Here is a 20,726-nt window from a genome sequence, read left to right on the forward strand (position 1 = left end):
CACCGTGCGCGGGGGAGGGGCGGCGGGTCGTCGCGCGGCGGCGGAGGGCCGCTCCCTCGACGACATCGCGAAGGCGCTCAAGGAGCGGGTCTACGCCGCCTTCACCGGCCTCGCCGTCGTGATGATCTACGCCGTCGACGACCAGGCGGACTCCGCGCACGCGCTGCGCAGCCTCGTGATCGCGATCGTCGGCATCTCCGCCGCGGGCTTCGTCGCCGACGTGATCGCGCACCAGGTCGCCCACGCGGCGACCCCGACCGCGGCCGAGGCGCGCACGATGCTCCGGATCTCGGGCGGCGCGCTCGCCTCCGCCTCCCTGCCCGTCCTGGTGCTGGCCGCGTCCGCGCTCGGCTGGATCGACGACGTCGTCGCGCTGCGGATCGGCGTGGGCGTCTACGTCGCCACCCTCGCCGGCATCGCCCTGATCGCGGTGGTCCGTGCCGGACTCGGGCTCGGGCAGAGCATCATCGGCCTGCTCGGCCTCGTCGGACTGGGAGCCGCCGTCGTCGGCGTGCTCGCCCTGTCGCACTGAGGGGCCGACCGACATGACCGGTACCCGCACCCGCGTCGAGCTCGGCCGCCGGGAGGACCTCGGCGCCGACTGCGCGAACTGCTTCGGCCTCTGCTGCGTCGCCCTCGCCTTCACCCGCTCCTCCGACTTCCCCGTCGACAAGCCCGCGGGGGAGCCGTGCACGAACCTCGACACCGAGGACGCCTGCACGATCCACCGCCGGCTGCGGCCGGAGGGCTTCGTCGGCTGCACCGTCTTCGACTGCTTCGGCGCGGGTCAGAAGGTGTCGCGGCGGACCTTCGGCGGTGTCTCCTGGCGGGACGACGCCGAGGTGCGCGCGCGGATGTTCGCGGTCTTCCCGCTGATGCGGCGCCTGCACGAGCTGCTCTGGTACCTCGACGTGGCGCTCGCCCTGCCCGGAGCCGACGCCGGACTGCGCGATCTGGTGCGCGCCCGCTTCGACGCCGTGCACGCCCTGACGCTCACGGACGCGGACGCGATCCTCGCGGCCGACGTCGACGCGGAGTACGGCGCCGCCCGTCCGCTGCTGATCGCGGCCAGCGCCGCCGCGCGCGCCGACGGTCCGCGGCGGAGGAAGCACGGCAGGGTCCGCCTGGCGCCGGGCGCCGACCTCGTGGCGGCGACGCTCGCGGGAGCGGACCTGCGGGGCGCCGATCTGCGCGGGGCGCTGCTGATCGCAGCCGATCTCCACGGAGCGGATCTGCGCGGCTGCGACGTCCTGGGCACCGACCTGCGCGACGCCGATGTGCGGGGCGCGGACCTCTCCGCGGCGGTCTTCCTGACGCAGGCCCAGGTCACCAGCACCCGCGGGGACGCCGCGACACTGCTGCCGCCGCACTTCGAGCGGCCGTCGCACTGGGCGACGGCGGGGCGCTAGCGCTCGAGGGTGCCCGCGGCCGTGCCGTCGTCGTCGAGGCCGAGTCCGCCGAGGACCTCGCGGTGGACGAGGTGCGACCCGTTCCAGTTCTCGATCACGCACTGCGGGAAGGCCTCGCGGTCGAGGGCGTCGAGCCAGCTGGCGGCCGCCTCGCGCGCCCAGGTGTCGGAGGAGTAGACGCCGAGGATCTCGGTCTCGTCCGCGAACGGCCCGGTGGTCGAGAGCACGTAGTGTCCGACGCTCATGGCTGCTCCTTCATCGTCGCGCAGTGGCACGCGATGATCAGCCTGTCACAAACACGCTCTTGCGCGTGGCGGATGTCCGTGGTTACGAGATGCTGTCGCGAAGTCGCGCGTTGAGCGAGGCGAGGGCCGCGGCGATCTCGGTCTCGTCGGCTCCGGGCAGCACGGCGCCGCCCTGCGCGAGGCTGTGCCGCAGCGCATCGAGCTCGGGGCCGCCGAGGCGGCCGTCGGTGGTGAGCACCTCGAGGGTCGTGAGGATGCCGACGAGGGCGACGGCGTCGTCCACGTCGAGGGGGCGGGCGCAGCTGTTCTCCATGCGCTTCTCCTGGTGTTCTGTGCCGCGTGGGGGCACGGCAGTCGGGGCGGGTGGGGTGGAGGGGAGGCACCACGACGCCCCGCGGCCGGATCGACCGCGGGGCGTCGGAGGTGCTGCGGGAGTGATCAGGCGACGCGCGGCTCGGCCTCGGGGGCGTCGTCCTCGGGGATGTGGACGTCCTGGACGGTGACGTTGATCTCGGCGACGTCCATGCCGACGATCTCGCGGATCGCGCGGCCGACGGCGGAGCGCACGCCCTCCGCGACGTCCTGCAGCGCTGCGGGGTACTCGGCGACGATCGTCACGTCGGCGGCGACCTGGCGCTCGCCGACCTCGACCTTGACGCCCTGGGCGCGGTCGTCGTTGCCGAGTGCGCCGCGGATCGCGCCGAGCGCGCGGGCCGCGCCGTTGCCGAGGGCGTGCACACCGGGCACCTCGCGGGCCGCGATGCCCGCGACCTTCGCGATGACGCCGTCGTCGATGACGGTGCGCCCGGTCCCGGTCGCCGTCGCCGTGGTGGTCGCGTTGCTCTCGGCCATGATCTCCTCTTTCGTCTCGGTGCCCGGTCGGTCGATCGGGCGGTTCAGAGGTAGGACGGAGCGCGCACGGCGATCGTCACGGTGTCGTCCCGGCTGCCCAGGCGACTGCCAGGGTCCGGCCCCGGCGCCGACGGCTCAGCGCGCCGTCTGCCGCTCCAGGAACGCGAGGGTGCGCTCCAGCGTCTCGCGCGCCTCCGGCAGCTCGAGGTGGAACTGGTACTGGTGCCCGAGCTCGGTGTCGTGCCCGTCGCCCCAGAGCAGCGCGGTGACCGGCACGCCGAGCGAGCGCAGCTGCGCCGCGAACGGCCGCGACTGCTGCGCCGTGAGCGGGTCGGCGTTGCCTCCGCTGAGGAAGGTCGGCGGGAAGCGCGGCGTCACGTGGTCGATCGTCGACATCCACCGCGCCGCGTCCGAGGTCCACCACGCCCGCCGGCCGGTGTAGGGCCAGAGCCCGGCGCGCAGACCGCGGGCGGCGAGCCCGGTCGCCCCGGCCAGGGCGGAGAGGTCGAAGATCCCGCAGTGCAGGATCAGGGCCCGCACCGCGTCGACGGGCAGGGTCGTCGCCAGTCCCGCGGCCCGGGCGTAGGAGGGGTTGGTGATGGCCGTGGCGAGCTGGCTCGCGAGCTGCGCGCCCGCGGAGTCGCCGGCCAGGACGAGGCGGTCGCGGGCGATCCCGAGGCGGCCGGCGCTGCGGCGGAGGTGCTCCAGAGCGGCGAGCAGCTGGCGCGGCGCGGTCGGGTGCACGGCCTCCGGGCCGCGGCTGTAGTCGAGCGAGACGGCGGTGCACCCGGCGCCCGCGAGCATGCGCAGATAGGGGTCCACGTCGCGCCGGTGGCCGGAGACCCAGCCGCCGCCGTGGATCCACACCACCGTCGGGCGCGGGCCGGGGACCGCGGAGCGGAAGACGTCGGCGGTGGTGGCGGGCGCTCCGGGGCGCGCCGGGATCGGCTCCGCGACCCGGCTGATCCCCTCGGGTGCGAGCGGCAGCATCGCCGCGGCCGTGCGCCGGGCCTCTCGCTCGAAGACCGTCCGTCCGGCCAGCGCGGCCGGCCAGGACGCGGCGCGGATCGGCGTCGCGTGCACGGCGCCCCCCTCCTCGCGTCGATCGCCCGGCCCCCACCGGCGACGCATCACGAAGAGTACGCACCGCATGTTTCCGCCGTGCGACGACGCAGGTGGCAGGCTGAGCGGGTGACGGACGAGACGAGCGCGCAGGCATCGGACACGACCGCGCCGGCCCGCGGCACGACTCGCGCGAAGGCCCTCCGACCGCGGACCCTCCTCGTCCTGGCGCTGATCGGCGCGGTCGGCGGAGTGCTCTCGGGCGCGTTCGGCGTCGGCGGCGGCATCGTGATGGTGCCGATGCTGATCGCATGGGCCGGGATGGATCAGCGCCGTGCCTCCGCGACATCGCTGCTGGCGATCGCGCCGACGGCGGTGGCCGGCGCCTTCGGCTACGCGCTCGGTGGGCAGGTGGCCTGGCTCCCCGCCGCCGTGATCGCCGCGGCCGCGATGATCGGCGCGGTCGCCGGCTCCTGGCTGCTCGCCCGCCTGCCGCTCGGCGTGCTCCGCTGGCTGTTCGTCGCCCTGCTGCTCGCGGCGGCCGTGCGGATGGCGGTCTTCGGCTCGAACGAGACCGGCGACGTCGCGGAGGGCTGGGGCGTCTGGCCCGGCTTCGGCGCGCTCGGACTGGCCATGGGCGTGGCGTCGGGGCTCTTCGGCATCGGCGGCGGCGCGATCGCCGTGCCGGTCCTCGTCGGCGCGTTCGGTCTGGCCGACCTGCTCGCCAAGGGCACCTCCCTCGCCGCCATGATCCCGACGGCGATCAGCGGCTCGATCGCGAACGCGCGCCGCGGGCTGCTCGACGTGCGGGCGGGGCTCGTCGTCGGCCTCTGCGCGACCGGGTTCTCCTTCGCCGGAGTGGCGCTGTCGTTCCTGCTGCCCGCGCGGATCTCGGGCGTGCTGTTCGCCGCGCTGCTGCTCCTCGCGGCGCTCCAGCTCGCGCTGAGGGGGCGGCGGAAGCGCGCGTGATCCTCGGCTGTCCGACCGCTCCTCTTGACTCTCGGCGTTTGTAAGTGTTTGATCAGTCACATGACTGCCACGACGCCCCGCTCCACCGCCGAGGCGCAGCGCGAGCGGATCACCGCCGCCGCCGTGCACGTCTTCGCCCGCACCGGCTACTCCGCCACCCCGATCACCGAGGTCGCGTCCGAGGCAGGGGTCTCGCCCGCCTACGTCTTCCGGCTCTTCCCGGGCAAGCTCGGCGTCTTCGTCGCCGCGGTCGACCGCTGCTACGAGCTGGTGGCGTCGACGCTCGCCGCAGCGGGGGAGTCCTCCCCCTCCTCCGACCCGGCCGACCGGCTCGAGGCGATGACCCTCGCCTACATCGACCTGATCGCGGACCGCGACCTGATCATGCTGCAGTCGCAGGCGCAGAGCGCGAGCGGGGTGCCCGAGATCCGCGAGGCGGTGCGCCGGGGGATCTCGGCGGTCGTCCGGACCGTGAGCGTCGTCTCGGGGGCCGATGGCCCGGCCGTGCAGCGCTTCATCGCCTACGGCCAGCTCTGCCACCTGATCGTGCAGACCGACCTCGGCGGCGTGGACTCGGAGTGGGCGCGGATCGTCTCCGCGGGCATCCGGCACCACGACTGAGCCGTCGCCGCGCCGGCCGACCGCCGCCGGCCGACCGACGCCGGCCGACCGCCGCCGGCCGACCGACACCTGCCGACCGACGTCGGCTGGCCGACACATGCTGGTCGAGTAGCCCCGCAGGGGCGTATCGAGACCCACGGTCGTCAGCAGGGCGGGTCTGCAGACTCGTCCTCTGACGCCGGCGGATCTCGATACGCCCGCTCCGCGCGCTACTCGATCAGCAAAGACTTCCCTTTCCCCTCTCCGCAGAAGTGACTGTCCAGTCACTCACACAAAACCTCCCCAAGGAGCACACCATGACCACCGCCCTCCCGCGCACCACCACCCGCGTCGTCCTCCCGGGGCTCGTCGAGCCGTCCGGACTGCTGCTCGAGCAGGCGCCCGTCGAGCCGCCCGCGGCCGGCGAGCTGCTCGTCGCCGTCGAGGCGACCGGCATCTCCTTCGCCGAGCAGTCGATGCGCCGCGGCCGCTACTTCGCCCAGCCCGCTTTCCCGTTCACCCCCGGCTACGACCTGGTCGGCCGGGTGGCCGCGGTCGGTCCCGGCGGCGACGCGTCGCTCGAGGGCCGCCGCGTCGCCGCCCTCACCAAGACCGGCGGCTGGACCGGGCACGCCCGCGTCGCAGCGCGCGACTGCGTCCTCGTCCCCGAGGGCGTCGCCCCCGAGGACGCCGAGGCCGTGGTGGTGAACGGAGTGACGGCCTGGCAGATGCTGCACCGCTCGGCCCGGCTCTCCCGCGGCGACACGATCCTGCTGTTCGGGGCGAACGGCGGCGTCGGCGGGCTGGTGCACCGGCTCGCCTCGCTCGAGGGGATCCGCGTGATCGGCGCCGCCTCGCCGCGGCATCACGACGCCCTCCGCGCGGCCGGCGTCGAGCCGGTCGACTACGCCGACCCGGAGCTCGCCGCCCGCGTCCGCGAGCTCGCCCCCGGCGGTGTGCAGGCCGTCTTCGACAACATCGGCGGAGAGACCACCCGCCTGGCCTGGTCGCTGCTCGCTCCCGGCGGCACGCTCGTCGCCTACGCGATCGTCAGCGCGAGCACCGGCAGCATCTGGCCGCCGTTCCTGAAGCAGCTCGCGCGGATCCAGGCGTACCAGCTGGCGCCGAACGGGAAGCGCGCAGTCTTCTACGACCTCTGGGCCGGGCACTCGCTGCGGCCCGCCCGGTTCCGCGCACGGCTCGAGGAGGACCTGGGCCGCGTGCTCGCGCTGCTCGCGGACGGCTCGCTCACGGCCAACATCGCGGCACGCTTCCCGCTCACGGAGATCGTGTCGGCGATGGAGCTGGCGGAGTCGCGGACCCTCGACGGCAAGGTGATCCTCCTGCCGTGATCGCCGCGGCCGGGAAGCGAGCCCTCGAGAGCATGGAAAAATGGGAGGCGATGTCCTCCCGAGCCGCATGAGCGCCGCCACCTACCTGACCGCCTCGATCCCCCTGCGCCTCGCGAGCGCGGGGATGGTCGTCGCCCTGCCCGTCCTCGCCGTCGAGCGCCTCGACGACGTCGCCCTGGGCGGTCTGCTCACGGGCGCCGCCCTGTTCCCCAGCGTGATCGCCGCCCCGCTCGTCGGCACGGTGCTCGACCGGGTGCGCGCCCCGCGCCGGCTGCTGGTCGGCGCGGCGCTCGCCACCGCCGCCTCCTTCGCGCTCGCCTCGTTCCTCGGCGACGTGCCGACGGCGCTGATCGCGCTGCTCCTGGTGGTCGCGGGCCTGGCGACGCCCGTCTACATGGGCGGGATGTCGAGCTTCGTGACCAGCGCGATCGCCGACCCGCGCCGCGCCTACGCCCAGGACTCGCTCTCGTACACGGTCGCCTCGATCGGCGGCCCCGCGATCGCCGGGCTCGTGATCGCCGTCGCCTCGGCCCGGTACGCGATGCTCGCCATGGCCGCCCTCGCGCTCGTCGGCGTCCTCGGCTCGCTCGCCCTGCGGATGGAGGCGCGCCCCACCCCGACCGTCGGCGTCCGGCGCACCATCGCGGCCGGAGTCACGCATCTCGTGCGGCACCGGCCGATCGCGATCGTCACCCTCTCCGGCACGATCAGCCAGATCGGCGGCGGTGCGGCCGGCGTCGCCGCGATCGGGCTGTCGCTCGAACGGGTGGGCAGCACGGACGCCGCGGCCGGACTCCTCACCGCCTTCGCCGTCGGCGGGCTGCTCGGTGCGATCGCGGTCGCCGTCCGGCGCTGGACGCGCCGCCCGCCGGCCTGGGTGATGGGCGCCGGCTTCGCCGCGACCGGGGTCGCCCTGCTCGCCGCCGCGCCCGACCTCGGGATCGTCGTGGCCCTCGTCGCGTTCGCCGTCGCCGGAGTCTTCACCGCGCCCGCGAACGCCGCGATGCTGCTGCTGCGCGATCAGGAGAGCCCGGCGGCCGTCCGCTCCCAGGTCTTCACCATCGGCGCGGGCCTGCGCGCCGCCGCCGCCGCGGTCGGCGCCGCCCTCGCCGGAGCCGCCTCCGGCCTCGACGCCGGCTGGCTCATCCTCGGCATCGCCGCCGTCTGGATCGCCTCGGGCCTCCTCCTGACCCTCTTCCCCCGCGCTGATCACTCGCCGACGCGCTGACCCCCTCCGCGAGATGCCACTTGTGTACGCGACACGCCGTGAAAGGCGTGCACAAGTGGCATCTCGCGGGGAGCGTCAGGCGGCGGCGCCCGCCAGGGTCCCGGTGTTGGGGCCCGCGGGGTCGATGATCAGGCAGTTGATGACGCGGTCGCCGCCGTCCCAGCTCTCCTGCGTGGGGTAGTAGTAGCTGAAGTCGTACTGCGACTCCTCGTAGCTGAGGCCGACGAAGCCCTCGAACGCCGCCTGGCACTCGGAGTCGGCCTGGGCGGTGGTCGCCGTCTCGCCGGGGTACTCGTCCGCCTCGGCCATCGTGATGTTCTGGAAGATCTCGTAGCTGTGCGGCTCGGTGCACGGCACGGTCGGGACGTCGGTGACCTCGGTCGCGGTCTCGGTCAGCTCGTCGTTCAGGCAGTCGCCGACGCGGAGCTGGAAGACGTCGGTCGTGCCGCCGTCGACGATCTCGCCGGAGGTGTCGTCGCGGGTCTCGCCGCCCATCATGCTGTTGATCCCGGAGCAGCCGGTGAGGCCGAGGGAGAGGGCCGCGGCGGCGGCGAGGACGAGGGCGGAACGGCGGCGGTTCATCGGAGGCTCCAGACGGCGGTGACGGGGTCGGCTCCAGGGTAGGGGCGGCGGGGTCCGCCCGGGCACCCCCTCTGCGGTGCAGCTGCGCGGCCGCTCCGGCCCGCTACTCCGATCAGCACCGCCCGGCAAGGCCCCGCGAGGGGCAGGCGAAGTCCAGCCGAGTGGAGTCGAATGGGGACCATGGCTCAGAAGACCGTCGCAGACCAGCTCATCGCCCAGCTCATCGACGCCGGGGTCTCCCGGATCTACGGCATCGTCGGCGACTCGCTCAATCCGATCGTCGACGCGGTGCGCCGCAGCGGCGGCTCGGCGAAGGGCGGGATCGACTGGATCCACGTCCGCAACGAGGAGGCGGCGGCCTTCGCGGCCGGCGCGGAGGCGCAGATCACCGGGAAGCTGGCGGTCTGCGCCGGCAGCTGCGGGCCGGGCAACCTGCACCTGATCAATGGGCTCTACGACGCGCACCGCTCCGGAGCGCCCGTCCTCGCCATCGCGAGCCACATCCCGAGCGGCGAGATCGGCTCCGGCTACTTCCAGGAGACGCACCCCGACCGGCTCTTCGTCGAGTGCTCGCACTACCGCGAGCTGGTCTCGACGGCGGCGCAGGCCCCGCGGGTCGTCAACGCGGCGATGCGCAGCGCCGTCGCGCTCCGCGGCGTGGCCGTGGTGACCCTCCCGGGCGACGTGGCCGAGTTCGAGGCCGTCGGCGACTTCCCGTCCTTCGTGCTGCCGGAGCCGCCGACCCTCGTGCCCGCCGCGGCCGACGTCCGAGCGCTCGCGCAGGCGATCGACGACGCGAAGACGGTCGCGGTCTTCGCCGGCGCCGGAGTGCGGCACGCGCACGACGAGGTCGTCGCGTTCGCCGAGCTCGTGGGAGCGCCGATCGGGCACAGCCTGCGCGGCAAGGAGTGGATCCAGCACGACAACCCCTACGACGTCGGCATGACCGGGCTGCTCGGCTACGGCGCCGCCCACGCGGGCATGCACGACGCCGACCTGCTGATCCTGCTCGGCACCGACTTCCCCTACGAGCAGTTCCTGCCCGATGCGGCGGAGGTCGTGATCGCCCAGGTCGACAGCGACGCGTCGAAGCTCGGCCGCCGGGTGAGCGTCGCGCACCCCGTGCACGGCGACGTCGCGGCGACCCTGGACGCGCTGACCCCGCTGGTGAAGCGGAAGGACCACCGCTTCCTCGACAAGATGCTGAAGAAGCACGAGAAGCTCGTCTCCGGCGTGGTCGGGAAGTACACCGAAGTCGCCACGAAGCGGCCGATCCACCCCGAGCTGGTCGCCTCGACGCTCGACGCGCTGCTCGCGGACGACGCGATCGTGACCGCCGACACCGGCATGGGCAACGTCTGGCAGGCCCGCTACATCACGCCGAACGGCCACCGCCGGCTGCTCGGCTCGTACTCGCACGGCTCGATGGCCAACGCGCTGCCGCACGCCGTCGGCGCGCAGCTCGCGCAGCCCGGCCGCCAGGTCGTCTCGCTGAGCGGCGACGGCGGGCTCTCGATGCTGATGGGCGAGCTGGTGACGGTCGCCGCGTACAAGCTGCCGATCACCATCGTCGTCTTCAACAACTCGACGCTCGGGCTGGTGAAGGTCGAGATGCTCGTCGACGGCTTCCCCGACTTCGCGGTGGACGTGCCGATGGTCGACTACGCGCAGGTCGCGACGGCGGTCGGCATCCGGGGGATCCGGGTCGAGGACCCGCGCGAGGTCGAGGCGGCGCTCCGCGACGCGCTCGCCGACCCGGGGCCCGTGCTCGTGGACGTGGTGACGGATCCGCTCGCGCTCTCGCTGCCGCCGACGGTCACCGGGGCGCAGGTGAAGGGCTTCGCGCTGGCGATGTCGAAGATGGTGATGAACGGCGGCGCGGGCGAGGCGATCGCGCTGGCCCGCTCCAACGTCAAGCACGCGCTGCCGTGAGGCACCTGGCGACCGGCACCTGGTTCGTCCGCGGCTCGAGCCTGCCGCTGTGGCGGGGGCGCGAGGGAGTGGCGATCACCTACGCGCCGCTGCCGAGCGGTGAGGTCGGCGACGTCGTCAGCTGGCGCGGCCGGCGCTCGACGCGCTACGTAGTGGGGATCGACGCCCCCGATCCGGCGGATCTCGACGGCTTCCGCTGGCGGGGCGTCGAGCCGCTGACGCTGCTCGCCCGCAGCCGCTGGTCCTTCGTCGCCGCCGACGAGGAGGCCGGCTGGGCGCTGACCCGCTTCGCCCGCACGCCGTTCACCCCGGCGGGCGTCGACGTCTACGTCCGCGACGCGCGGCCGGCCGCGGGCGTGCTGGCGGCCGCCCTCGCGGCCTGCGCCGCGGACCCGCGCACCGCGCCGCTCCGCCCCCGGATGTTCGAGGTCGCACCCTGAGGGCCCGAGCCCGGACGACGGTGGATCTCTATACGCCCGCTGCGCGGGCTACTCGATCAGCATGAGCGGCCCTCACAGCGGCACCCGTGCCCAGCCACTGCTCCGTTCGGAGCATCTCCGCAAGCAGGGCGCAAGAGCATCCCGCGGAATCGCGTGCCAAGCGATTCCGCGCAGCGAACGCGAGACGCTCCGCGGGACCCGGTCACGTCGAGGAGTCGACTGCGGGAGGGGCGGCTGGGACGCCCCTCCTGGTGAGCACCGTCAGAGACTCTCGCCGAGCGTGATCGCGTCGGCCTCGACGGCCTCCGACTCCTGGCCGTGCGCGTCCGCGCGCGCCAGCGTCCGCCGCCCGACGAAGACGATCAGCGAGGCGATCAGCACCGCGCCCGCCGCCGCGTACATCGGGAAGGCCGGCGAGATCGCCGCGGCCAGCGCCGAGGCGGCCGGCGGAGCGATCGCGCCGCCGAGGAAGCGCACGCCGGAATAGGCGGACGAGGCGACGGAGCGCGGCAGGTCGGTCGCCTCCATCACGCACTCGGTGAGCACGGTGTTGACGACGCCCAGCAGCAGGCCGCCGACGATGATGCAGACGATCAGGCCGACCCGCGAGGAGATCAGCAGGCCGCCGGCGACCAGGTCGAGCGCGAGCAGCACCAGCACCGAGCGGAGCACGACGGTGCGCGGCAGCCGCGCGGTGAGCAGCGGAGCGACGAACACCGAGGTGATCGCGACGCCGAGGCCCCAGCCGAAGAAGGTGAAGCCGAGGCCCATCTCGTCGAGCCCGAGCGGGTACGGCGTGTAGGCCAGCAGCACGAAGAAGCCGATGTTGTAGAAGAGCGCCGCGCCGGCGAGGGTGCGGATCGCCGGGACCGCGAGCGCCTTGAACGGCGCGGAGAGCGGCGTCGGGGTCGGCCGGGGGCCGTCCTCGCGCAGCAGGGTCGCGATGGCGATGAAGCCGACGGCCATCAGGACGGCGGTGCCGAAGAACGGACCGCGCCAGGAGACCGAGCCGAGCAGACCGCCGAGCAGCGGGCCGATCGCGATGCCGACGCCGAGCGCGGCCTCGTAGAGCACGATCGCCGCGGACGATCCTCCGCTGGCCGCGCCGACGATCGTCGAGAGCGCGGTCGAGATGAAGAGCGCGTTGCCGAAGCCCCAGCCCGCGCGGAAGCCGATGACGCCCTCGACGCTGCCGGCCGTGCCGGCGAGCGCCGCGAAGACCACGATCAGCACCAGTCCGATCATCAGCGTCTTCTTCGCGCCGATGCGGCTGGAGAGCCAGCTGGTGAAGAACATCACGACGCCGGTGATCACGAGGTAGCTGGTGAAGAGCAGCGAGGTCTCGGTCGGCGTCGCCTCGAGGCTCTCGGCGATCGCCGGGAGGATTGGGTCGACGAGGCCGATGCCCATGAAGGCGATGACGGCAGCGAAGGCGACGGCCCAGACGGCGAGCGGCTGCCGGAGGATCGAGCCGCCCGCGGCGGGGGAGTGGGGAGTGGACACGGAGAGGCCTTTCGGGGGAGGGGTCGTGCGGGGAGAGGGGGTCAGGGGCCGGAGGGGCCGGCGACGCGCCGGACGCGCTCCTCGACGAGGCTCGCGGCGCGCTCGAGGGCGCGGCGGTCGTCGTCGTCGAGGTCCTCGAACAGCGGGGCGAGGGCGGTGTCGAGGCGGAGGCGGTGCTCGGCGAGCGCCGCGGATCCCGCCTCGGTGCCCTCGATCAGCCAGGCGCGGCCGTCGCTCTCGTCGTGCACGCGGCGGATCCAGCCGGCCTCGTCGAGGCGCGCGACGATGCCGGTCATCGTCGGCTGGGTGACCCGGACGCGCTCGGCGAGCTCGCCGAGGCGGATCGGGGAGGCGGTGCGCAGCTCGGCGAGCGTCGACCAGACGGCGCCGGACTGCGCGCCGAGTCCGGTGGCGCCGCTGGAGCGGCCGGCGTACCGCGCGAGAGCGGTGGCGGCGGAGGCGAGGCGGACGGGAGCGGACGGTTCGAGCACGTGGTTGAATATAGCACGCCTATGTATTTTCCGGAAGGCGGCATTCGAAGGACACCCACTGCCCTTCTCCACCGTTGCTGTGCCAGAATTGTTCGCAATCCCTCGTCGAAAGCGGGGATCACCGACGGAAAGAGTTGTCATGCACAGCGTGGTGGAGTCCAGCGCGACCGCCCTCGAAGCCGACCTCGACTGCGACGTCGTGGTGATCGGTGCCGGAGCCACCGGCCTCACCGCGGCCCTCCGGCTGCAGGAGGCGGGGCGCCGCGTCGTCGTCCTCGAGGCGCGCGAGCGCGTCGGCGGCCGCCTCGAGACGCGCGTGATCGAGGGCCAGATGCTCGAGCTCGGCGGCCAGTGGGTCTCGCCGGACCAGACCGCCCTGCTCGAGACGCTCGACGAGCTGGGCCTGGCCACCTACTCCCGCTACCGCGAGGGCGAGAGCGTCTACATCGGCGCCGACGGCGGCGCCCGGCGCTTCACCGGCGACATCTTCCCCGGCGGTGCGAGCACCGAGGCCGAGATCGAGCGCCTGATCGGGATCCTCGACGGCCTCGTCGCCGAGACCGACCCGGCCGCGCCGTGGTCGCACCCGCGGGCGCACGACTACGACCGGATCAGCTTCAGCGCCTGGCTGGAGGCGCAGAGCGACGACGCCGAGGCCCGCGCGAACATCGCGCTCTTCATCGCCGACGCCATGCTCACCAAGCCCGCGCACTCCTTCTCGCTGCTGCAGGCGCTGCTGATGGCGGCGAGCGCGGGCAGCTTCGGCAACCTCGTCGACGCCGACTTCATCCTCGACAAGCGCGTCCTCGGCGGGCTGCAGCAGGTCCCGGAGCGGCTCGCCGAGCGCGTGGGCGCCGAGCGGGTCCTGCTCGGCCGACCCGTCCACTCGGTGCGGTGGAGCGACGACGGCGTGACCGTCCGCGCCGACGGCGTCACCGTGCGGGCGCGCCGCGCCATCGTCGCCGTACCGCCGAACCTCGTCAACCGGATCACCTTCGACCCGCCGCTGCCGCGGCTGCGCCAGCAGGCTCTGCAGCACCAGTCCCTCGGCCTCGTGATCAAGGTCCACGCGACCTACGCGACCCCGTTCTGGCGCGCCGACGGCCTCTCCGGCACTGCGTTCAGCCCGCACGCCCTCGTGCACGAGGCCTACGACAACTCGAACGCGGGGGAGGAGCGCGGCACCCTCGTCGGCTTCGTCTCGGACGAGAAGGCCGACCGCGTGCTGGCCCTGCACGAGGCCGAGCGGAAGGCCGCGATCCTCGACTCCCTCGCCGCGTACTACGGCCCCGCCGCGCTCGACCCCGTCGTCTACTACGAGAGCGACTGGGCGTCGGAGGAGTGGACGCAGGGCGCGTATGCCGCGAGCTTCGACCTCGGCGGACTGACCCGCTACGGCGCGCTGCAGCTCGAGCCGGTGGGCCCGCTCCGCTTCGGCTCGAGCGACCTCGCGGCCGAGGGCTACCAGCACGTCGACGGCGCGATCCGCGTCGGGCGGCGGCTGGCGCAGGAGATCCTCGCCGAGGACGCCGCCGACGACCCGCACAACGACGACACCGCCGACGCGACCGCGCCGGGCCGCGACCGTGAAGGAGCACTCCCCGCATGAGCAGCAGCAGCTACGCCGTCATCGACCCGGCCTCGGGCGAGACGCTGAGCGAGTACTCCGGCACGACCGACGCGGAGGTGTCCGAGGCGATCGCCGCCGCCCACGACGCGTACTCCACCTGGTCGCGGACCGTCCCGGTCGCCACCCGCGCCGCGCTGATCGCCCGGGTCGCCGACCTGCACGTCGAGCGCGCCGACGCCCTCGCCGAGATCATCGTCCGCGAGATGGGCAAGCCGCTCGACCAGGCGCAGGGCGAGGTGGGCTTCGCGGCCGACATCTACCGGTACTACGCCGAGAACGGCGAGGAGTTCCTGAAGGACGAGCCGATCGCGCTGACCGACGGCACCGGCTCGGCGTTCGTCCGCCGCTCGGGCCTGGGCGTGCTGCTGGGGATCATGCCCTGGAACTTCCCCTACTACCAGGTCGCCCGCTTCGCCGGCCCGAACGTGGTGAACGGCAACACGATCCTGCTCAAGCACGCGCCGCAGTGCCCGGAGTCGGCCGCCGCGATCGCCGACATCTTCCGCACCGCCGCCGAGGAGCTCGGCGCCCCCGCCGGCGTCTACGTGAACCTCTACGCGAGCAACGACCAGGCGGCGACCGTCATCGCCGACCCGCGCGTGCAGGGCGTCTCCGTCACCGGCTCCGAGCGCGCGGGAGCGGCCGTCGCCGAGATCGCCGGTCGGAACCTCAAGAAGGTCGTCCTCGAGCTGGGCGGCTCCGACCCCTTCGTGCTGCTCTCCACCGACGACCTCGACAAGGCCGTCGAGGACGCCGTCGCCGCGCGCCTGGACAACAACGGCCAGTCCTGCAACGCCGCCAAGCGCTTCATCGTGATCGACGGGCTCTACGACGCGTTCGCGGAGAAGTTCACCGCGGCCTTCACCGCCGCGCAGCCCGCGGATCCCTTCGCCGAGGGGACCCTCCTCGGCCCGCTCTCCTCCGCCGCCGCGACCGAGCGCCTCGAGCAGCAGCTCGCCGTCGCCCGCGAGCAGGGCGCGACCGTCCGCGCGAGCGGCGAGGTGACCGGCAACTTCTTCCCGCCGGCCGTCCTCGAGGACGTCACCCCCGAGATGAACGCGTACCGCGAGGAGTTCTTCGGCCCCGTCGCCGCGCTCTACCGGGTGCACGACGAGGACGAGGCGATCGCCCTCGCCAACGACACCCCCTACGGTCTGGGCTCCTACCTCTACACGACCGACTCGGAGCAGGCCCTCCGCCTGGCCGACCGCATCGACGCCGGCATGGTCTGGATCAACCTCGTCCTGGGTGACGCGGCCGAGCTCCCCTTCGGCGGCGTCAAGCGCTCCGGCACCGGCCGCGAGATGGGCCGCAGCGCCCTCGAGGAGTTCGTCAACAAGAAGCTGATCCGCATCGCCTAGCCCCGGCGTCGCCCCGCCGGGCCGGCGCGACGGAGGGCTTGCCTTCCAGGCGTTCCGTCATCGACAGTCCAGGTCGGGAAGCGCCGTCGGCTCGACGCCCAGCACGTCCAGCACCCGTCGCGCGGTCGAGGGCGTCGACATCGGCAGTCCGCGTTCGAGGCGTCGCACGTCGGAGGCAGCCACCCCCGCGGCGTGCGCCAGCTCGTCGGTGGAGAGGCCCTGGATGCGTCGCTCCGAGCCGACGACATCCGCCAGATCCTCCGGGCGCCGGAGGTACTCGCGTCGCGGTCGGTGCAGAGCCTCCCGCACGTAGGCGGGGTCGCCGTGGAGCGCGTGCTGCACGAGATTCGTGCCGAAGTCGACGAGCCCGGACTCCACAGTCCCGCCCCACCAGTCCGCCAGCAGCCCGGCGGGGTCGGGCGACGCCCGAAGCAGGCGGATGCGCGCGGCGGTCCGGGCGCGCTCCTGTCCCTCGAGGCCCGACAGGGTCCGCTCGTGCAGGGCGTGGGCCAGCAGCCGCCGCGACCTGGCGGAGAGCGGCCGGCGCGAGCGCACCTCGGGCACCTCCACGATCTCCCAGCGCCGACCGACCTTCCTGGCCTCGATCCGGCCCGCGGCGATCATCGCCCGCACTCGGCGCGGAGTCACACCGAGCTGCTCGGCGACCTGCTTGACGTCCATCGCACCTCTCTACCGCGCGGCGACGAGTCGATCGCGAGGGCGACGCGATCTGGCGCGGCATCTCTGTCTCGCTGAGACCGTCCGTGATACTCGTCCGGTCGCGTCGAGCAGAGGTGCTCGCGGCGATCGAGAAGTGGGAAGGGAGCGACGATGACCGACGTGGAGCGCTGCACCTATCGGGTCCGGTGGTCGCAGGAGGACGAGCAGTTCCTCGGCACCGTGGCGCAGTTCCCCTCGCTCTCCTGGGCGGCGGACTCATCGCCGGAGGCGTTCTCGGGGATCCGGAGCGTCGTCGTCGATGTCCTCGCCGATATGGCCGGCGCCGGCGCCGGCGAGGTCTCGAGGGGCCTGGAGGCGGGTAAACTCGCCCGTCATGCGCGTCTTCGGCTGTCCGCACTGCGAGGCGCGGGTGGAGTTCGAGGACGCGCGGTGCCTGCGCTGCGGCACGGCGCTCGCGTACGACGTCGAGGCGGACGAGCTCGTCGAGGCGGAGGGGCGCGCGCTCTGCGTGTATCGCGGCACGATCGACTGCACCTGGCTGGCCGCGGCGGGGACGGGCGGCGCCTGCGCCTCCTGCGCGCTGACCAATGCCCGGCCGCCGGTGTACGACGCGGCGACGCTGAGCCAGCTGACCGTCGCCGAGTTCGCCAAGCGGCGGCTGCTGCGCCAGCTGCGGCACCTCGACCTGCCGGTGCACCGCGGTCGGCGGCTGTCCTTCGAGCTGTTGTCCTCCGCGCAGGGCTCCGTGACGACCGGGCACGCCGACGGCGTGATCACCGTCGATCTCGCCGAAGGCAACGACGCGCACCGCGAGGCGCTCAAGGCGCGGCTCGGCGAGCCGTACCGGACGATGCTCGGCCACTTCCGGCACGAGATCGGCCACTACTACTGGCAGCTGCTCGTGGACGGCACGCCGCTCCTTCCCGCGTTCCGAGCGCTGTTCGGCGACGAGCGGGCCGACTACGGCGCCGCGCTCGACGCGCACTACGGCGGCGCCTCGACCGAGGACTGGGCCCGCGACCACATCTCGCAGTACGCGACGACGCACCCGTGGGAGGACTTCGCCGAGACCTTCGCGCACTACCTGCACATCGCCGACGCGCTGGAGACGACGGCGACGGTGGGTCTCACCGTCGCCGGACCCTGGGGCCGCCTCCCCGAGTCGCTGGTCGGCAGTGTGCAGGCGACCGGCGCGCAGCGCGTCGCCGATCTGGAGACGCCCGAGATCCTCGCCCGCTGGCACGGCTTCTCGCTCGCCCTCAACAGCGTGAACCGCTCGATGGGCAAGGACGACCTCTACCCGTTCGTCATCACGCCCGCGATCGCCGAGAAGCTCGCCTGGGTGCACGAGCTGGTGCGCCGCGGCGCCTGACCCGGGAGGGCGAGACGAGCGGCGCACCGGGCCGCTACTTCTTCTTCAGCGAGGACTCCTTGTGGGCGGCCTTCGCGTCGGTCTTGTCGCTCTGCACGATCCAGTAGGGCTCGTCGTCCGAGGCGTTGAACTTCTGCCCCTCGAAGTGGAACTCCTTCGTCTTCTTCTCGACCAGCTCGCCGTGGGTCTCGCCCTGCGAGGTGTTCCAGCTGATCTTGTCGCCCTTCTTCACGAGGCGCTTCCTCTCTCCTGGGCCGCCGCGGTCGCCCGCGGCAGCGTGATGGTGGTGGTGACATCGACGATCGCCGGCGTGGCCGGCGCCGACGAGAAGCCGAAGCGGACCGGCGGCGACAGGAGTCCGAGCGCGCCGAGGTCCTCGCCGTCGAGCGACGCGGTGACCCCGAGGATCGAGCGGATCGCGCGGACGCCGTAGTACTCCCGCCTCCCGTGGCCGGCCGAGCCGGCGGTGCTGACGCCGCGCACGAGCACCGACGCGACCGGCGAGATCGCGGTCAGCCAGGCCGGGTGCTCGGCGAGCGGCCGCGGCACGATGCGCAGCAGCCGGCCCAGCGGGGTGAGCCCGCCGAGCCGCAGCGACAGCACCAGCGATCCAGCGGAGGCCTCGATCCCGCCGGAGACGCGACGCCAGGCGACGGGCGCAATCCGCACCTCGTCGAACGCGTAGGTCGAGCCGATGAAGTCCGCGACCTCGTCGGTCGGCGCGATCAGGATCCGGTGCCCGTCCGCCCGCTCGACCATCGCGTCGGCGAACGCGCCGAACGGCGTGCTCTCCCAAAGGCCGAGCACGATCCGGGTGCCGGAGGCCGTGCCGAACCCCGCGATGCGCCCGCTGAAGCGCAGGCGCCGCGACGTCCCGCCCGGCCCGGTCATCAGGAGGCGGCGGAGCGCAGCAGTGTGAAGGACGCGTCGCGCACGATCAGCGTGGTGACCTCGCCCTCGACGACCTGCTCCGGGTCGCTCGAGGCTGCGAGCACCCACTCCGCACCGGGCGCGTCCGGCACCGTGAACTCGACGCCGTTCTCGGCCGAGTTCATCAGCAGCGCGAAGCTGGCGCTGCCCTCGGAGCGGAAGACGAACGTGATCGAGCGGGCGTCCGGGTTGTCCCAGTCCTCGTCGGCGAAGCCCGCGGCGTCGGAGCGCAGGATGTCGACCGTCTCGGGGCCGTCGCCGGGAGCGCGGCGGAACCACTTCGGCCGCAGGGCCGGCTCGGCCTTCCGCAGCGCGATCAGCTCGCGGGTGAAGGCGAGCAGGTTCAGGTCCGCCTTCTCCCAGTCGAACCACGAGATCTCGTCGTCCTGGCAGTAGGCGTTGTTGTTGCCGCCCTGGGTGCGCGCGATCTCGTCGCCGCCGAGGATCATCGGCACGCCGGCCGAGAGCAGCAGCGTCGCGAGGAAGTTGCGGCGCATCCGCGCCCGGCGCTCGTTGACCGCGGCGTTGTCCGTCGCGCCCTCGGCCCCGTTGTTGGAGGAGCGGTTGTCGCTCTCGCCGTCGTTGTTGTCCTCGCCGTTGGCCGCGTTGTGCTTGCGCGAGTAGGCGGTGAGGTCGGCGAGGGTGAAGCCGTCGTGCGCGGTGACGAAGTTGACGCTCGAGACGGGGGAGCGCTTGTCGGCCTCGTAGACGTCGGGCGAGCCGAGGATCCGCTGGGCGGTGGTGCCGAGCACCGAGTCGGCTCCGTGCCAGAAGTCGCGCACGTCGTCGCGGAACTTCCCGTTCCACTCCGACCAGTCGGCGGGGAAGCCGCCCACCTGGTAGCCGGCGGTGTCCCACGGCTCGGCGATCATCTTGACGGGCGCGAGCACCGGGTCCTGCGCGATCAGGTCGAGGAAGGCGCTGTGCACCTCGGCCTCGCCGGTCTGGCGGGTGAGCGTGGTCGCGAGGTCGAAGCGGAAGCCGTCGACGTGCATCTCGGTGACCCAGTAGCGCAGCGAGTCCATGATCAGGCCCAGCGCCGCGGGGTGCGCGACGTTGAGGCTGTTGCCGGTGCCGGTGGTGTCGAAGTAGTTCGCGCGGTCGTCCTCGACGAGGCGGTAGTAGGAGCCGTTGTCGATGCCCTTGAAGGACAGCGTCGGGCCCTTGTCGTTGCCCTCGGCGGTGTGGTTGTAGACCACGTCGAGGATGACCTCGAGGCCGGCCTCGTGGAACGCCTTGACCATCGCCTTGAACTCGTCGACCTGCGAGCCGTCGTCGCCCGCGTGCGAGTACTCGTTGTGCGGCGCGAAGAAGCCGAGCGAGTTGTAGCCCCAGTAGTTGCGCAGGCCCTTCTCGACGAGGTGCGAGTCCTGCACGAACTGGTGCACGGGCAGCAGCTCGACCGAGGTCACGCCGAGGTCGGTGAAGTGCTTGATCGCCGCGGGGTGCGCGAGACCGCGGTAGGTGCCGCGGACGTCCTCGGGCACGTCCGGGTGCAGCTGGGTGAAGCCCTTCACGTGCACCTCGTAGACGACGGTCTCGTCCAGCGGAATGCGCGGGGCCTCGTCGCCGGTCCAGTCGAAGGAGTCGGGGTCGGTCACGACGCAGCGCGGCACGGCGTCGGCGTCGTCGGCGTCGTTGCGCTTCTCGGCGTCCTCGTAGAACTGGCCGAAGACGTCCTCGCTCCAGTCGTAGCCGCCCTCGATCGCGGTGGCGTGCGGGTCGAGCAGGAGCTTGGCGGCGTTGTGGCGGAGGCCGTTGGCCGGGTCCCAGGGGCCGTCGACGCGCAGGCCGTAGCGGGTGCCGACCGTCATCTCGGGGACGATGCCGTGGAAGACGTGTCCGGTGCGCTCGGAGAGGGTGACGCGGGTCTCGGCTCCGGACTCGTCGAAGAGGCAGACCTCGACGCTGTCGGCGGTCTCGGAGTAGACGGCGGCGTTCGCGCCGGCGTCGCCGCGGAGGGAGACGCCGAGGGGATAGGGGAAGGAGCGGGGAGATGCGGGCATGCGACCATCCTGACGAACGCTCCCTGAGCGGTTCTCGCCCTTGTCCGGCGGCGCGGGGGCCGCTACTGTTCCGGACCCTCC

22 protein-coding genes are annotated in these 20,726 nt (G+C 73.2%); 11 read left to right on the plus strand and 11 right to left on the minus strand.

Translation table 11 applies throughout. From position 1 onward, the window contains the following. Positions 1-4: 4 nt before the first annotated feature. Complete coding sequence (locus GTU73_RS03785; RefSeq protein ID WP_160087117.1) at positions 5-532, plus strand: hypothetical protein; 528 nt, start codon at positions 5-7, stop codon at positions 530-532. A 13-nt stretch (positions 533-545) separates the two neighbouring features. Further along, a complete protein-coding gene (locus GTU73_RS03790; protein WP_160087119.1) occupies positions 546-1,409 on the plus strand; it encodes a pentapeptide repeat-containing protein in 864 nt (287 codons plus the stop codon). On the opposite strand, the gene GTU73_RS03795 is transcribed toward GTU73_RS03790, so the two are convergent. The 4 genes from GTU73_RS03795 to GTU73_RS03810 all read right to left on the minus strand — a co-directional run bounded on the left by GTU73_RS03795 (position 1,406) and on the right by GTU73_RS03810 (position 3,589). Continuing rightward, positions 1,406-1,654 carry a hypothetical protein gene (locus GTU73_RS03795; protein ID WP_160087121.1) on the minus strand — a complete coding sequence of 83 codons (249 nt, stop codon included), beginning with the start codon at positions 1,652-1,654 and terminating at the stop codon, positions 1,406-1,408. The genes GTU73_RS03790 and GTU73_RS03795 overlap by 4 nt on opposite strands. Positions 1,655-1,736: 82 nt before the next feature. Beyond that, on the minus strand, positions 1,737-1,967 hold the full coding sequence (locus GTU73_RS03800) for a hypothetical protein (protein ID WP_160087123.1): 231 nt from the start codon (positions 1,965-1,967) through the stop codon (positions 1,737-1,739). A 125-nt stretch (positions 1,968-2,092) separates the two neighbouring features. After that, positions 2,093-2,506, minus strand: coding sequence for an Asp23/Gls24 family envelope stress response protein (locus tag GTU73_RS03805; protein WP_160087125.1), 414 nt, complete (start codon positions 2,504-2,506; stop codon positions 2,093-2,095). A gap of 135 nt (positions 2,507-2,641) precedes the next feature. After that, positions 2,642-3,589, minus strand: coding sequence for an alpha/beta hydrolase (locus GTU73_RS03810; protein ID WP_160087127.1), 948 nt, complete (start codon positions 3,587-3,589; stop codon positions 2,642-2,644). Between the two features lie 108 nt (positions 3,590-3,697). Here GTU73_RS03810 and GTU73_RS03815 point away from each other — a divergent pair, with 108 nt between their 5' ends. The 4 genes from GTU73_RS03815 (at position 3,698) to GTU73_RS03830 (ending at position 7,717) form a co-directional block, all read left to right on the plus strand. Next, positions 3,698-4,537 (plus strand): sulfite exporter TauE/SafE family protein, encoded by an 840-nt coding sequence (locus GTU73_RS03815; protein ID WP_160087129.1) that lies wholly within the window; start codon positions 3,698-3,700, stop codon positions 4,535-4,537. 60 nt (positions 4,538-4,597) lie between these two features. Then, on the plus strand, positions 4,598-5,158 hold the full coding sequence (locus tag GTU73_RS03820; RefSeq protein ID WP_160087131.1) for a TetR/AcrR family transcriptional regulator: 561 nt from the start codon (positions 4,598-4,600) through the stop codon (positions 5,156-5,158). A gap of 296 nt (positions 5,159-5,454) precedes the next feature. Beyond that, the gene (locus tag GTU73_RS03825) at positions 5,455-6,489 is read left to right on the plus strand and encodes a medium chain dehydrogenase/reductase family protein (RefSeq protein ID WP_160087133.1); all 1,035 of its coding nucleotides are present in this window, start codon (positions 5,455-5,457) and stop codon (positions 6,487-6,489) included. A 67-nt stretch (positions 6,490-6,556) separates the two neighbouring features. Next, a complete protein-coding gene (locus GTU73_RS03830) occupies positions 6,557-7,717 on the plus strand; it encodes an MFS transporter (RefSeq protein ID WP_160087135.1) in 1,161 nt (386 codons plus the stop codon). Positions 7,718-7,792: 75 nt separating this feature from the next. Here the strand turns inward: GTU73_RS03830 and GTU73_RS03835 are convergent, their stop codons facing one another. Then, positions 7,793-8,299: a septum formation family protein gene (locus GTU73_RS03835; RefSeq protein ID WP_160087137.1), complete on the minus strand. Its 507-nt coding sequence runs from the start codon at positions 8,297-8,299 to the stop codon at positions 7,793-7,795. 180 nt (positions 8,300-8,479) lie between these two features. On the opposite strand from GTU73_RS03835, the gene GTU73_RS03840 reads away from it, so the two are divergent. Both GTU73_RS03840 and GTU73_RS03845 read left to right on the plus strand, forming a co-directional pair. After that, the gene (locus tag GTU73_RS03840) at positions 8,480-10,231 is read left to right on the plus strand and encodes a pyruvate dehydrogenase (protein WP_160087139.1); all 1,752 of its coding nucleotides are present in this window, start codon (positions 8,480-8,482) and stop codon (positions 10,229-10,231) included. Next, positions 10,228-10,671 (plus strand): hypothetical protein, encoded by a 444-nt coding sequence (locus tag GTU73_RS03845; protein WP_160087141.1) that lies wholly within the window; start codon positions 10,228-10,230, stop codon positions 10,669-10,671. The genes GTU73_RS03840 and GTU73_RS03845 overlap by 4 nt, the downstream gene beginning before the upstream one ends. Before the next feature lie 261 nt (positions 10,672-10,932). Here the strand turns inward: GTU73_RS03845 and GTU73_RS03850 are convergent, their stop codons facing one another. Both GTU73_RS03850 and GTU73_RS03855 read right to left on the minus strand, forming a co-directional pair. Next, the gene (locus tag GTU73_RS03850; RefSeq protein ID WP_160087143.1) at positions 10,933-12,174 is read right to left on the minus strand and encodes an MFS transporter; all 1,242 of its coding nucleotides are present in this window, start codon (positions 12,172-12,174) and stop codon (positions 10,933-10,935) included. Between the two features lie 41 nt (positions 12,175-12,215). Further along, entirely contained in the window at positions 12,216-12,665 is a 450-nt protein-coding gene (locus GTU73_RS03855) for a MarR family transcriptional regulator (RefSeq protein WP_160087145.1), read from the minus strand. A gap of 139 nt (positions 12,666-12,804) precedes the next feature. On the opposite strand from GTU73_RS03855, the gene GTU73_RS03860 reads away from it, so the two are divergent. Then, positions 12,805-14,274: an NAD(P)/FAD-dependent oxidoreductase gene (locus GTU73_RS03860; protein ID WP_160087147.1), complete on the plus strand. Its 1,470-nt coding sequence runs from the start codon at positions 12,805-12,807 to the stop codon at positions 14,272-14,274. After that, positions 14,271-15,656 (plus strand): NAD-dependent succinate-semialdehyde dehydrogenase, encoded by a 1,386-nt coding sequence (locus tag GTU73_RS03865; protein ID WP_160087149.1) that lies wholly within the window; start codon positions 14,271-14,273, stop codon positions 15,654-15,656. Before GTU73_RS03860 ends, GTU73_RS03865 begins: the two co-directional genes overlap by 4 nt. A 57-nt stretch (positions 15,657-15,713) precedes the next feature. Here GTU73_RS03865 and GTU73_RS03870 read toward each other — a convergent pair whose 3' ends face one another. Next, positions 15,714-16,337, minus strand: a complete 624-nt coding sequence (locus GTU73_RS03870) for a helix-turn-helix domain-containing protein (RefSeq protein ID WP_160087151.1) — start codon at positions 16,335-16,337, stop codon at positions 15,714-15,716. 373 nt (positions 16,338-16,710) lie between these two features. On the opposite strand from GTU73_RS03870, the gene GTU73_RS03875 reads away from it, so the two are divergent. Further along, on the plus strand, positions 16,711-17,709 hold the full coding sequence (locus GTU73_RS03875) for a putative zinc-binding metallopeptidase (protein WP_160087153.1): 999 nt from the start codon (positions 16,711-16,713) through the stop codon (positions 17,707-17,709). A 34-nt stretch (positions 17,710-17,743) separates the two neighbouring features. Here the strand turns inward: GTU73_RS03875 and GTU73_RS03880 are convergent, their stop codons facing one another. From GTU73_RS03880 to glgX, 3 genes are read right to left on the minus strand one after another with little or no spacing between them, the layout of a single operon-like run. After that, positions 17,744-17,941: a DUF2945 domain-containing protein gene (locus tag GTU73_RS03880; protein ID WP_160087155.1), complete on the minus strand. Its 198-nt coding sequence runs from the start codon at positions 17,939-17,941 to the stop codon at positions 17,744-17,746. Further along, positions 17,938-18,600 (minus strand): hypothetical protein, encoded by a 663-nt coding sequence (locus GTU73_RS03885; protein WP_160087157.1) that lies wholly within the window; start codon positions 18,598-18,600, stop codon positions 17,938-17,940. Before GTU73_RS03885 ends, GTU73_RS03880 begins: the two co-directional genes overlap by 4 nt. Next, positions 18,600-20,645, minus strand: a complete 2,046-nt coding sequence (gene glgX, locus GTU73_RS03890) for a glycogen debranching protein GlgX (protein ID WP_160087159.1) — start codon at positions 20,643-20,645, stop codon at positions 18,600-18,602. The genes GTU73_RS03885 and glgX overlap by 1 nt, the downstream gene beginning before the upstream one ends. Positions 20,646-20,726 lie beyond the last annotated feature (81 nt).

The sequence above is a fragment of the Rathayibacter sp. VKM Ac-2804 genome, from assembly GCF_009866655.1.
Lineage (GTDB): Bacteria > Actinomycetota > Actinomycetes > Actinomycetales > Microbacteriaceae > Rathayibacter.